Origin of the sequence: Streptomyces sp. NBC_00988, from assembly GCF_045162645.1 — a bacterium.
Lineage (GTDB): Bacteria > Actinomycetota > Actinomycetes > Streptomycetales > Streptomycetaceae > Streptomyces.
Genome location: NZ_CP108730.1, coordinates 12215110 through 12228579 on the forward strand (window position 1 = coordinate 12215110; position 13470 = coordinate 12228579).

General features: G+C 65.8%; 6 protein-coding genes and 1 pseudogene. 2 read left to right on the forward strand and 5 right to left on the reverse strand.

Annotated features, from left to right (window positions below):
* Positions 1–15 precede the first annotated feature (15 nt).
* The 5 genes and pseudogenes from OG496_RS54880 to OG496_RS54900 form a co-directional block, all read right to left on the reverse strand.
* Positions 16–813 (reverse strand): annotated as a pseudogene (locus tag OG496_RS54880) (IS256 family transposase); the annotation flags it as partial.
* A 366-nt stretch (positions 814–1179) separates the two neighbouring features.
* Entirely contained in the window at positions 1180–1953 is a 774-nt protein-coding gene (locus OG496_RS54885; RefSeq protein WP_405976461.1) for a thioesterase II family protein, read from the reverse strand.
* Between the two features lie 435 nt (positions 1954–2388).
* Positions 2389–3681: a condensation domain-containing protein gene (locus OG496_RS54890; RefSeq protein ID WP_405976462.1), complete on the reverse strand. Its 1293-nt coding sequence runs from the start codon at positions 3679–3681 to the stop codon at positions 2389–2391.
* 94 nt (positions 3682–3775) lie between these two features.
* Positions 3776–5812 (reverse strand): carbamoyltransferase C-terminal domain-containing protein, encoded by a 2037-nt coding sequence (locus tag OG496_RS54895; protein ID WP_405976463.1) that lies wholly within the window; start codon positions 5810–5812, stop codon positions 3776–3778.
* Positions 5813–6059: 247 nt separating this feature from the next.
* Complete coding sequence (locus OG496_RS54900; protein WP_405976464.1) at positions 6060–6311, reverse strand: acyl carrier protein; 252 nt, start codon at positions 6309–6311, stop codon at positions 6060–6062.
* Positions 6312–6648: 337 nt separating this feature from the next.
* Between OG496_RS54900 and OG496_RS54905 the strand changes: the two genes are divergently transcribed.
* Both OG496_RS54905 and OG496_RS54910 read left to right on the forward strand, forming a co-directional pair.
* Entirely contained in the window at positions 6649–7572 is a 924-nt protein-coding gene (locus tag OG496_RS54905; RefSeq protein ID WP_405976465.1) for a TauD/TfdA dioxygenase family protein, read from the forward strand.
* Positions 7573–7860: 288 nt separating this feature from the next.
* The gene (locus OG496_RS54910) at positions 7861–13263 is read left to right on the forward strand and encodes an SDR family NAD(P)-dependent oxidoreductase (RefSeq protein WP_405976466.1); all 5403 of its coding nucleotides are present in this window, start codon (positions 7861–7863) and stop codon (positions 13261–13263) included.
* The last annotated feature ends 207 nt before the right edge of the window (positions 13264–13470 follow it).

The following is a 13470-nucleotide window of genomic DNA, read 5'->3' on the forward strand; positions in this document are numbered from 1 at the left end:
TGAATCTTTACGACCCCTGTGGACCCAGCACCGCTGGTGGCGGGCAGCCGGGAACACCTCGGCCAGCGCCTTCCACAGGCCCATCGCGCCGTCGCCGACGACCAGCTCGGGATCGCGCATGCCGCGCCTGCGGCAGTCGCGCAGCAGGTCGGCCCACGACTCGGTGGACTCACGCAGCCCCTCGGCCAGCGCAATCAGTTCCTTGGTGCCGTCCAGGCGCACACCCATCAGCACCAGAACACAGGAGTGCGCCTGCCCGAGCCGCACCTTGGGGTGCACCCCGTCGGCCCACACGTACACGTAGTCGCTGTCGGCGAGGTCGCGCTGCTGGAAGGCGGCGTGGTCGTCGGTCCACTGCTTCGTCAGCCGGGTCACCGTGGCCGGCGACAGGCCGGCCGCCGAGCCGAGGAACTGCTCCAGCGCAGGCACGAAGTCCCCCGAGGACAGACCGTGCAGGTAGAGCAGCGGCAGCACCTCGCTGACCTTGGGCGACTTGCGGCACCACGGCGGCAGGATCTTCGAGGAAAACCGCATCCGCTCGCCGGTCGCCGCGTCCACCCGCTTGTCGTTCACGCGCGGGGCCGAGACGTCGACAGGACCTGCGGCGGTGGTCACGGTGCGCGGCCGGTGGTGGCCGTTGCGCACCACCAGGCGGCGCCCAGCCTCGTCCGTCTCCCCCGCCAACTCGGCTATGTACTGGTTGACTTCGGCCTCCAGTGCGACGGCGAGCATCCGCCGGGCGCCCTCGCGGACGATCTCGTCGAGCAGAGAGCCGGACTCGGTGGAGCCGTCGCCATTCACTACGCTGAGCACGGGCGTGCCTTCCCGACCCGCGCTGCGAACGCGGGCCTACTCGGTGACCATCAAAGGATCATTCGGGAAGGTACGCCCTTCGCGTCCCGTCCCGAAGCCCGATCCACAGGTCTTGAGCATTGCTCGCGTCTCTCGCGTGTTCCGTCCGTCGTGATCGACCACAATCGACAGCAGGACGAGAGTCCACAATTTCCTCCCCTGACTGGCTATCACTCTCTGCACAAGTCTGGGCCCTATCCCCTCCCGTACTGCACACTGACCCTGCGTATGCATGATCGAGGCACAACGGTCGGGGGACGACATGCTGGATCAATTGTCTTGCTTATAAAACTCTATTGCGATGCACTGAGGCTACGTGTTGGCCGGTCAGTGGCCGACGGTCCGGAGCGCTCGGGCGACACTCCGGAGGACGTTCTCCCGCTCGCCGTTGAGGAAGAGGTGACCGCCGGGGAAGATCTCCACCTCGGCCGGGCCTGTGGTCAACTCCACCCAGCCCTTGAGATGTTCGACGCTGACCCTGGGGTCCGCGTCGCCGCCGAAGGCCGACACGGGGCAGTTGAGAAGCTCGCCCGGGCGGTAGACGTAGCTGGCGAAGAGGGAGAGGTCCGCCCGGAACGTCGGCAGGATGAAGGTGACGAAGTCCGGATTCTGCAGTAGTTCCTCGGGTGTGCCATTGAGGCGGCGGAGCTCATTGACCAACTCCTCGTCGGAGAGATCCAGTTCATCCAGCGTCCGTGACTCGTGGTACGGCAGCGCGCGGCAGCCGGACACGACGACCCGGACCGGCTCCAGGCCCTTCTCCTGCTGAAGCCTTCGGGCAAGCTCCCAGCTGACGATGGCGCCCATGCTGTGCCCGAAGAAGGCGAAAGGGCGGTCCAGGTAGGGGAGGAGGGCCGGAACGAGCATGTCCAGCAGCTCGTCCAGATTCGCGATGGGCCGGTCGAAAATGCGGTCGTCCCTACCCGGCAACTGCACGGCGAAAGCCTCGACTTCTTCCGGGAGCCCGACGCCCCACTCACGGAAGACCGAGGTGCCGGCCCCGGCGTACGGGAAGCAGAAGAGCCGAAGGCCGCCGGGCGTGGTCCGGCCAGGAATCGGTCGGACCCAGCTCGGGGCCTTCTGCGGTGATGCAGAGTGCATGGTGTTCCGTTCCTACTGGTCGAAGCATTGAGGTACGCGACGGAGAGCCGTACAAGGACTTCCACAGCGCCGCGCTGCGGTTGGCGATGACCGAACTGCACGCGCGGCGGTTCATCGGGTCATCCGGACACGGCCCGGGATCCACTTTGTGTCGTGCGGGGAAGCTCGGTGTGCCTCGTGGTGAAGTCAGCCAAGGAAGCGAAGTATCCGCATCGACGTAGGACTGCACCGGTGCGAGAAGCCGACCGTCGACGCTCTTCCCAGAGCGGAATCTTCTTCCATTCACCGACCGCCTATCAGTACAGTCCATAGGCAAGGAGGTGTTACCGATGAAGAAGCGACTTCGCGGCGTCTGCGCCGGATTCTAGGACTGGCTCGCACCAGCTCCGGGAAGTCGGCTGGCGGGGAATACATTTCCCCGCCAGCCGCAATCCCTCAGACAGCTCTCGATGGAAGGCTGTCCAAAGAGACCTCACCCAGAGAACCCTCCGAGCCCTTGGACATATTGACCAGTCCGGCTTCGATCGAGGCGGCGAGGGCGGCGGGGAGATTGCCTTCGAGGTAGTCGCAACTCGCGCCCACGCCAATGAGAATCCCCTTCCCGGTGGCCACCGCGAGATGAAAGTTCGGCCCGGATCGCTGCGTGGACGGGCGCCACTGGATCCCGGTGTGCAGGGCAGAGCCGGCGTCGGGCTCGTTGTCCACGTCGCCGAGGAAGTTGAAATGCTTGGCGAACGCTGTCGTGTCCTCCTCTTGCCGACCCACCTCCTGAAGATCGGTTTTGAGCGCGTCGACGTCGTAGCAACCATTCACGTAGGCGGTCATGCACTGGAGGTAGCCGGCCCGCAGATACTCCAGGGGGTTGGCCTCCTCGTCGATCGTGATCGTCACCGGGGCGAACTGGTTGAGTGAACTGACCAGTGGCACCCACCGAGCGGTGAGGCGGTTGGCGGCCATCAACGCGAAGGTCACCTGCTCGGTCTGCTTGAGTCGTGCCAGCGCGAGCGCGCCGACGCCGAGCACCACGGACTGGACCGAGATCTTCAGGCGTTCGGAGAGATCTTGCGCGGCAGTGAGAGCCTCGAGACTGTACAGCGAGGCTCGGCGACGTTCACTGGTGTCACCAGGATCCCGATCTGCCGGGACGAGTTGGGTCCAGGCCTCGACCCAGTGCCGGACGCTGCGCGCGGCCGGCTCTTCCTGCTGGGCCTGTGCCATGTCCAGCGGCTGGACGACCGGTCCGAGCGTCCCGCCGTCCAGAAGGCGGCCGAACTGCTCCTCCAACACGCGCAACGCACCATTGTCCGCAGCCACGTGATGGATCACGGTGACCAGGTGGAGTGCATCCCCCTGATGAGTCGTGACGAAGGCACGCCAGGGCAGTTCGGCCTCGATGTCGATCGGCTCGGCTGCGGATTCGGCGGCCAGCCGAAGAGCAGCCGCGAAGCTGTCCTCGGCCAGCTCCACCACCTCCACCTTGGACGGCCGGAACGGGTGGACCGTCTGGGTCGGTGAGGGGCCGCTCCGTGAGTAGGTGGTCCGTAGCGACTCATGCGCTTCGACCAACTGGAGCCAGGCGTCCATCACTTGGGCCGCCCCGACGCCGAACGGGACCTCCCAGGCACTGATCAGATTGGCCACGGACTGCTGGTCCGGTCCGTGGGTCTCGAGCGAGCGCAGGACCGACAGCTGACCGTAGGTCACCGGTCCCGTCCGGCGATCGCTCACAGCCCGACCTCCCAGGTGGTGAACAGGCCATCGACGGCCTCCCGCTCGGTCAGCCGACATGCGGACGCCGAGTGTTCATCACGGGGGACTGTCATCAGAAGGCCGCCCCTTCCTGGGAAGAGGGGTCGTAGACAGCGGACGGTCCGAACATTCGGGCATGCTTGTCCGCGGCCAGGGCGAGCGTGCCGCTCTCGTCACGGGCGCTCGCGACGTCGGCCAACTGGTTGACCACAGCAGGCTTCGCCAGTTCCTGATCACGCAGCTCAGGGGAGCGAGACATCAGGACCATTGACGTGGTGCTGTAGCCCGACTCGAGCCAGGAGTCCCAGATCTTGTCGCGATCCCGCTCCTGGTCCGCGAAGAGATCCTCGCGGCGGGGGTGCCGCTGTGCGGGGGCGAGGCTCCTGGTCTGGGCGTCTGTACGCAGCTGGACCCGGCGGCCGGCGAGGTAGGCAACGGCGGCACCCTTACGGATGGCGAAGTTGAGGGCCTGTGCCGCCGTGTCGACAATCGGCTCGCCCTTGTCGTTCAGGGACGTGTTGCACAGCATCGGGACCCCGGTGCTCTGTCGGAACGCCTCGATCGCCCGGTGCAGCAGAGGATTGGTCTCGGAGGTCAAAGTCTGGCGCCGAGCCGAATTGTCGAGATGGAGAATCGCTGGAACCAGGTCTCGCTTTTCCTCGCGAACGTACGCCGTCTCGAGCATGTAGGGCGAGGGCCAAGGGTCCTCGAACCACTCACCGCTGTGCTCCTCCAGAACGATCGGAGCAACGGGTCGCCACCATTGCCGGCTCTTCCAGTCGTTGAGCAGATCCTTCGACCGAGCCGAACGGGGATCGGCAAGGATGCTGCGATGGCCCAATGCCCTGGGACCGATCTCGGCTGCCCCGTCCACCCACACCAGCGGTCCACGGGAAATGTCCTCGACGAACTGAGCGTCCGTGAAGTCCTGAATGTTCTCGATGAAATCGTCGAAGTGCTTCAACGCGACCTCGATGTCCGTCGCCTCGGAGCCGAAGTAGGGGCTCTTGAGACGGAACTCGGCGTCAGGGAGCCGGCCTGTGCCAAAGAAGCCGAGAAGGCCCATTCCAAGAGCCTGCCCGGTGTCGTTGGCCGACGGAGGAATCAGGAGGCCCTTGAAGCTGTAACGGCGAAGGAGGAAGGAGTTGGTGGGGCAGTTGAGGGCAAACCCTCCGCTCAGCGAGAGGTACGCCTCGCGTGGGTCCACCGCCCCCGAACTGAGCAGCTGATCGATGTTGCGTATCATGACGAGCTCGCACGCCGTCTGAACGACCTTCATCACCGCAGACTGAAGGTGTTCCTCCTCGGTGAAGCGGCTGTCCAATTCGAGCGACGGCAGCTGGGATTCGGCTGCACGTATGACGGCCTCGACAAACGGCAGGGTGTCGACCAGCGGCACCCGCCGACCTCCGAAGAGCTGTAGTTCCTGTACTGCTGCCTCGGTGTCGAAGGTGATCTCGGTGGGGCAAGCCGACGCCAGCGCCATCAGGGTGCCGGGTTCCTTGGAGAAATGGGTCGACGCGGCGTCATAGATGGGAGCCGGTGACTCGACGGGAGAGAAGTCGACGTCGCCCTTCTTGGAGACGCAACCCGTATACCAGTACTTCTTGCTCGACTGGTCGAGGCCGAAGTCGGGTCGACCGTCCAGGGCCAGCCCAACGATGGTCTCGTTCCGGAACACCTCAGAGTCGAGAAGCAGGCCACTGTAGAGATGGGAAAGACTGTGCACCGGAAAGTCGTCGCTACCGGCCGGCAACTGGATTTCTGAGTGATGGGGCAGTCCGGGCGTGCCCCACGAGGCACTGACATCGTCGAGAGTCAGACCCTCGGCGGCAAGCAGCTCAGTCAGTACCCGGTTGTATCGATCGACAGTGAAGAGAGGCCAGAAGTGGTGCTTCTGCCCGCTGAAACGCTCGAGTTCCCATACCCTGACCAGTTCGACACGCGAGTCGCAGCTGCGCCACAGCGCAATGTTCTGATCATGCCGCGGTGCTATGACAGACATTTTGCCCGGCGGCGAAATGTAACTGGACAGGAAGTATGTTGCGTCTGAGCGCGCGGCCACGATTTCCCCTTTGATGGTTGAGCAGTGGCGTTCATTTGGATTCATGATGTCGGTGTCGGCTGGGATCGATGGTTCGAGATCCGACCAGCCCGGATGGGGTAGCCGAGGATCAGATGTGGGCGCGGGAGGAGTGACCTGCCTCGTGGCGTCGATGTGGTGTCTGCCACGGCCTTGTTCCGGAGCATCCGTTTCGGCTGCCGCTTAACCCGTACTCGGCTGTGCCGAGGCTGACCGCTGGACGCGTGCCGTTGGCGAAGTCAAGTCGAGAAGGACTTGCCGGCATCGACCAGAATTACTTGGTGGCGATTCCCGACTGGGCCATACGCTCTTCGACGAGGCGAATGAATTCGCTGACATCGTCTACCGTGAACATGTCGACCACGTCAAGATCGACATTGAATTTACTCTGCATCGCGACCATCAGGCGAAGCAATGAAACAGAGGTGGCGCCGAGGTCGGCAAAAGTGCTGTCACGTGAGACCTCAAGAGGAGCAAATACTTCAGAGATCTCGGACATCAACGCATCTGACTGTTCGTTCGACATTCGGCGTTTCCAGATCCTTGTTACGTTCGGGAGCTGTCGATTCCGGTGATCTTATTGGGCTGGATGGGGAGCGTCAACCCCTGACATGTTAAGCGGTTGACAGTCGATTTGGTGTCTCCCGAAAGTACTCAACTCGCGTGATGTCAGGGGAAGTTCAGTGGCCTACGGGCCGCCCTGTCGGTATCGGGATGGCCGAGTTCAAGGGGCGGTGTACGGGGGCAGAGCAAGGGCGTCAGGCATCGATGTGTGACATACGCAACGACTCTCCTTGCGGGCTTTTAATCTAGGGTACTGTCCCCCGACGACTCATCAAATATCCACAGCACTAGGGGTACCGATGTCAGAGGTTTCCTTTCGTCCTCTCACGCCAATCACCGGCGCAGAGGTCACTGGCGTCGATCTCACGGTTGATCTGAAGCCGACTGTCGTCGCGCAGCTGCGCGAGGCCCTGCTTCGCCACAAGGTCCTTGTCTTCCGCGATCAGCCCATGGACGACGAGCGCCACGTCGCACTGACTGAGGCCTTTGGTGGCGCCACCGCAGCTCATCCGATCGTCAACGGCCTGCCCGAAGCGCCTGCCGTGCTGCGCACCGTACTCTCGGAAGACCGTCCCAAGTTGGTCGAGTCGGTGGGTAATCCTCTCAGCGGGACCGCACCGCGGCGCATCCGTACCGAGTGGCATATCGACAGCACCTTCGTCGTGAACCCCACCTCCATCACGATCCTGCGGGGCCTGCAGATTCCCGAGGCGGGAGGTGACACGCTCTTCGCCAATCTTGAAGCGCTCTATGCCGGTCTGTCCCCTTCCCTCCGGAAGTACCTCGACACCTTGCAGGCCATACACTCGCGGCACAATCCGTCGCCGACTCCCCGCCTCGACGGCAAGCCGGCAGGTCCCTTCGCGGCTCTCCATCCGTTGGTGTCGGTTCATCCTGAGACCGGGGAGCGGAGCCTGTACGTCAGCACCGTGTTCCTGCAGGCGATCCGAGGCCTCAAGCCCCGCGAGAGCGTGGCCCTGCTGGACTTCCTTCTCGATGAACTCGCCGGGCGCGACGAGATCCATGCCCGGGTCCGCTGGGACCAGAACACCCTCGTCATGTGGGACAACCGCTCAGTGGCCCATGCCGGGCCGGTTGATGGCCTCATGTTCGAGGAAGAGCGGATAGTGCACCGCACCACCGTCGTCGGCGATGCGCTCCGTGGGCCTGACGGCTTCGTGTCGCGTTCCCTCATGGGCGGCAAGTTCGAGGCGCTGGGGTGAACACCACCGCCCGACGAACTCAGTAGGTGCACGGGCACTGAACGAGACACCTCCGAGACACTACCCGTAGCGATCAGGTGTGTCCGGGTCCGGCTCTTGAACGCGATGAGTCCCGTGGTCACTTGGGGAAGCCGTGACGGGCCGTGGCCCGCGAAGCCCGACCCGTGTCCGTCGGGCGGTGACAGGCCAAAGGTGAGGGTCGGCGCGTCCGCCACCTCCGGCCTGAGCAACGCAAAGAGAAAATGCAGCAGTGGCGGCGGCATCAACGGCGCAGAACGGCAAGGAACCATGATGACAGCTGAGTTCACGGATCTCCCGGTGCAGAACGATGTCGCGATCGTCGGGATGGCGGGGCGGTTCCCCGGAGCCAGAGACCTCGCTGAATTCTGGTCGAACCTTCGCGACGGCGTCGAGTCGATCGTCGCCCTGGCCGACGCGGAGCTGACGGCGGCCGGTGTGTCACCCGAGGACTTCGAGCAGCCGCACTACGTGAAGGCAGCGCCCAAGTTCGAGGGCATGGACCTGTTCGACGCAGACTTCTTCGGGTACTCCGCCCGCGAAGCCAAGATCATGGATCCGCAGCATCGGCTCTTCCTGGAGACGGCCTGGGCGGCGCTGGAGCACTCCGGTTACGATGCCGCCCAGTACGACGGCAGTGTGGGGGTGTTCGGCGGAGCGGGCACCACCGCCTACCTCGGGAACATCCTCAGCAACCTGGAGCAGGGCGAGGGCATCAAGGGCGAGAACGTCGGCCTGGGCTTCGAACTCGCCTTCCTGACCAGCCGAGTGTCGTACAAGCTCGACCTGCGGGGCCCGAGTTTTCCTGTCCAGACCGCTTGCTCGAGCTCCCTGGTCGCACTGCATGTTGCCTGCCAGAGCCTGCTCAACTACGAGTGCGACATGGCTCTTTCGGGTGCCGTCTCCTACAAGGTGCCCGAGAACACCGGCTACCCCTACCAAGAGGGAGCCTTCCTGTCTCCGGACGGACACATCCGCCCGTTCGACGCGGATGCGCGGGGCACGGTCTTCGGCAACGGTGTCGGGGTCGTGGCGCTCAAGCGGCTGGAGGACGCGCTGGCCGACGGCGACGCCATCCACGCCGTGATCAAGGGGTCGGCCGTCAACAACGACGGTGGCGTCAAGGCGAGTTTCACGGCTCCGACCGCCGCCGGTCAGGCCGAGGTGATCACCGAGGCGCTGGCTGCCGCGGAGATCGCTCCCGAGAGCATCGATTACATCGAGGCGCACGGCAGTGGCACCGTTATCGGAGATTCGATCGAGGTACAGGCGCTGTCACGGGCATTCGACAACGCCGGATCCTGTGCCCTCGGGTCGGTCAAGGGCAATGTGGGTCACCTCGACGCTGCCTCCGGCATCGCCGGCCTGCTGAAGACCACCCTGGCACTCAAGAACGAGCTGCTGCCCCCCTCGCTGCACTACACGCGGGGCAATCCCGACATCGACTTCGCCAACAGCCCCTTTCACGTCCAGGCCGAATCGGCTCCCTGGCCCCGTGCCGAGCACCACGTACGTCGTGCCGGGGTGAGCGCCTTCGGCTTCGGCGGCACCAACGCGCATCTCATCCTCGAAGAAGCCCCCGCCCTCGAAGCCTCTGCCGCGAGCCCCCGCCCCACCGAGACGCTGATCCTCTCGGCCCGTACTGCCGAAGCCCTGGAACAGGCCACTGACCGGCTCGCCACCCACCTGCGTCGCGAACAGCCCAACCTCGCCGACGCTGCCTACACCCTCGCCGTCGGCCGCCGTGCTTTCCCGTATCGCCGCACCGTCACCGGACGCGATCCCGAGTCCGTAGCAGCTGCACTCGAGACCCGCGACCCGGCCCATGTCCTCTCCAGCCACGTCGCGAGCAACGCTGCGCCGCTGGTGTACGTCTTCAGCGGCCAGGGCTCCCAGCACTCCGGCATGGCTCACGATCTGTACCTGCAGGAAGCCGCCTTCCGCGCTTGCGTCGACGAGTGCGCCGAATTCCTGCGGCCCGAACTGGGCGCGGACATCCGCGACATCGTCTTCACCCATGACAGCCGCCTCGACCAGACCGAGTGGGCGCAACCCGCCCTCTTCGTCATCGAGTACGCCCTTGCCCAGCTCTGGAAGTCCTGGGGCATCACCCCCACCGCGATGATCGGCCACAGTCTCGGAGAGTGGGCCGCGGCCTGCCACGCGGGCGTCTTCAGCCTTCCCGATGCGCTGCGCCTCGTCACTCTGCGTGGCCGCCTCATGCAGGCGCAGGCCCCTGGCGCCATGCTCAACATCATGGCTGACCGCACCGCCGTGGAAGCCGCCCTTACCGAAGGCCTGTCGCTCGCCGCCCACAACGGCCCTCGCGACTGCGTCATCTCCGGTTCCCACGAAGCGATCCAGTCCTTCACCACGCTCGCCGAGGAGCGCGGCTGGGCCACCCAGCCCGTCGCCACCTCGCACGCCTTCCACTCCGTGCTGATGGAACCGATGGTCGCGGAGTTCGCCGCTGCCGTTGCCGGCGTCGGTCGCCAGGCCCCGCACACGCCGTTCGTCTCCAACCTCACCGGCACCTGGATCACCGACGAACAAGCGACGGACCCCGATTACTGGGGCAGTCACATCCGCGCCACCGTCGAATACGCCACCGGAGTCCGGGCGGCCGCTGCCGAACCAGGGACCACCCTGCTCGAAGTCGGCCCCGGCCAGACGCTCAGCAGCCTTGCCCGCCGCATCCTCACCGGCGCGGGCATCGAGGCCACCACCCTCGCGTCCCTTCCCCACAAGCGCGACCGCCGGACGCCTTCGGAGACGATCCAGCGCACCCTCGGCACCCTCTGGCGCACCGGCACCGCTCCCGACTGGGCGGCCTACTACGCCCAGCAGGAGCGTCACCGCATCCCCCTTCCCACCTACCCCTTCCAGCGCAAGCGTTACTGGCTGGAGCCTCAGGTACCGCAGGCTGCGGCGCAGCACACCGCCGGTCCGCACCCGTTGCTGGACCAGGTCCTGCTCCAGACCATGGGGCAGTCTGTGTTCGCCACCGAGTTCTCGCTCGAACGGCACTGGGTGCTTGCCGAACACAAGCTGCTCGGCGAGGCGATCGTCCCCGGGACCACCTACCTGGAGATGGCGCGCGCTGCCGCCTCCCTGCACTTCGGCCGGTCGGTCACCGAACTGCGCGACGTCACGTTCCTGGTCCCGCTGCTGGTGCAGGAGAATGTCCCGCGCACCGCACACCTGACCATCCGGGAACTCGACGACACACAGGCGGAGTTCAGCGTCGCCAGCCTCGACCCGGCGGGCGAGCGTTGGACGGTCCACGTCCAGGGCACGGTCGGAGTCAAGCCGCTCACCACGTCGGCGCCGCAGCAGGACCTGGAACGACTGCGTGAGGTCTGTTCGCTGGAGAGCGTGGACATCGCCCTGAGGCAGACCGAGCACAAGGTGATGGAGTTCGGCGACCGCTGGCGCAGCAGCCTTCCGACCGTGCACGTCGGCAACCGCGCCGCGCTCGGCGTGCTCGACCTGCCTGAGGCCTACCGGGCCGAGTGCACGGAGTACCCCCTGCACCCGACGCTGCTCGACCAGGCCACGGGCTTCAGCGGCTTCGCCGTTCTGGAGACAGCCGAAGAGCGTCGCCTGGCCCTCGGCGACCGGGACTTCTTCCTCCCGGTCGGCTACGACTCGCTGGTACTGCACGGCCCGCTGCCGGCTCAAGGACTGAGCTTCGTCCAGCCGCATCCCGGCTACGCGAACAGCGCCGAGTTCCGCAAGGTCGACGTACTGATCTGCGACGAGTCGGGGGCCACCGCGGCCGAGATCCGCGGCTTCACCGTCAAGCGAGTCACGGATGCCAAGCGCACGGTCGCGCAGCTGCGCCCGCACTCCCGCCATCACACCCTCAGGTGGGTACCGGCACCGGCGCCTCAGGGGCAACAGAGCCTGCCTGCCCGGATCCTGGTGATAGGCGAACAGGGCAGTGTCGGCAGTGAGCTGACTGCTGCGCTGCGCGCAGAGGGCGTCCGTGTCACCGAGGTGGCACTCGCGGACCAGTGGCAGTCGCTTGCCCCGGACCGATACGACGTGCCTCCCACCCCTGATGGTTTCGGTCGGTTGTTGGACGCGCTCGACGCGGAGCTTCCGGAGGAGGTCGTGCACGTCGCGGCCCCGGCCGGCGACGGTGTGCAGCAGGATCTGACCGTCCTGGAGACCCGGCTGGCCCACGGCGTCCACAGCCTGTTCCATTTGGCCCGCAGCTTTTCCGAGCGCGGCATCGCCCCGACCAGGCTCAGCGTGGTCGCGCCTTCCGTTGCGCGAGTGACCGGGATCGAGCAGGACACGGCTGCCGTCCACGCGACGCTCTTCGGCCTGGCGAAGGTGATCGGCCAGGAGTACGAGAACACCGATGTGTTCTGCCTCGACATTGCCGAGGACACCGGGCCCGAGGCCGTCTGCGCCGAGCTGCTCGGCGCGCGTACACCCACCACCGTCGCGCTGCGGAACGGGCTGCGGTACGTAGCGGAACTCGGACCAGTGCACCTCGGTGAGGAGCCGACGGCCCCGCCGGTTCGGGTGGACGGCGTGTACCTGATCACCGGTGGTCTGGGCGGGCTCGGTCTCACGGTCGCTGACCATCTGAGTCGCACGATCCCGGGTGTCAGGCTGGCCCTGGTAGGCCGCACCGAGCTGCCTCCGCGCGAGCAGTGGGACACGGTCACCGACGCCAAACTGAGCAGGCAGATCCAGGCACTGCGCGCCCTGGCCGCCAACGGCGCCGAGGTACGCAGCTACTCCTGCGACGTCACAGACCTGGCGGCGATGGAGCGCCTCGTCGCCACGGTCCGCACCGAGCTGGGTTCGATCGGCTGCATCATCCACGCGGCCGGGGTCGCCGGAGACGGCTTCCTCTTCCGCAAGGACTGGGACACCTTCCGCCGTACGCTGAACCCCAAGGTGCTCGGCGCCACCGTGCTGGACCTGGTGACGCAGGACGACCCGCCGGAGTGCATGGTCAACTTCGGCTCCACCGTGGCGATCTTCGGTGCGGCCGGGCAGAGCGACTACACGGCTGCCAACGCCTACCTGGACGCCTTCGCCGAGGAGCGCGGCGCGCGTGGCAGGTGGACGGTGACCGTCGACTGGAGCGACTGGCTGGACACCGGCATGGCGTTTGACCATGGGGTCCAGCAGGATCAGGGCTTCTTCCGGTCGGTGTCGATCGAGGACGGTCTCAGCAGCTTCGAGGAGATCCTGGCCTCGGCCTGCACGCCTGTGGTGGTCGGTGAGATCAACTACCCGAAGCTGGGCGGTTCCGGCGGGCTCACGCACATCATGCGCAGCGCGCCGCTGGTGCTGGCCGCCCCGATCGAGCAGGCGGTCGCTGCTGCCCGCAGCGCCGACACCGGGTCTGCCACGGGAGCAGAGGCCGCGCCGACCGATGACGGCCCGAAGCTCTTCGGCAACGACAGCGGTGAGTTCAGCGACACCGAGCGGGCACTCGCCCGGATCTGGGCGCGCGAGGTGGACCTGACCGAACTCAACGTGCACGACACCTCGTTCGCGCTCGGTGTGGACTCGCTGGCCGCACTCCGGATCGCGCAGAGCATCCAGAAGATCATGGATGTCCGCGTCTCGATGGTCGACCTGTACCGCTACGTGACGATCGCGGACCTCGCCGAGTACCTCGACACCAGAGACGCCCAGGGCTGACCCTGCTGACCCGATCGCACTCTCACCAAGCCGGTGTCGCGTGCGCTTCGAACGGCAGGCGTGAGCGGCACGGACAAGCCTTGGTCCGTGCCGCTCACGCCTGCTGGTCGTGATGACGGGTCGTTCTTGTTCCGGGGGTGAGTCCGCTGGTCTGAGCCCCTTGACACGAGGAAGAAGGGCATAAGAATATGTATCCCACAGTGGATG

What these genes read in the sequence shown, in the direction of transcription:
- OG496_RS54900 (WP_405976464.1), bottom strand. Translation starts at nt 6,311, where the DNA reads ATGTCGAACGAACAGTCAGATGCGTTGATGTCCGAGATCTCTGAAGTA.
- OG496_RS54885 (WP_405976461.1), bottom strand. Translation starts at nt 1,953, where the DNA reads ATGCACTCTGCATCACCGCAGAAGGCCCCGAGCTGGGTCCGACCGATT.
- OG496_RS54905 (WP_405976465.1), top strand. Translation starts at nt 6,649, where the DNA reads ATGTCAGAGGTTTCCTTTCGTCCTCTCACGCCAATCACCGGCGCAGAG.
- OG496_RS54910 (WP_405976466.1), top strand. Translation starts at nt 7,861, where the DNA reads ATGATGACAGCTGAGTTCACGGATCTCCCGGTGCAGAACGATGTCGCG.
- OG496_RS54895 (WP_405976463.1), bottom strand. Translation starts at nt 5,812, where the DNA reads ATGAATCCAAATGAACGCCACTGCTCAACCATCAAAGGGGAAATCGTG.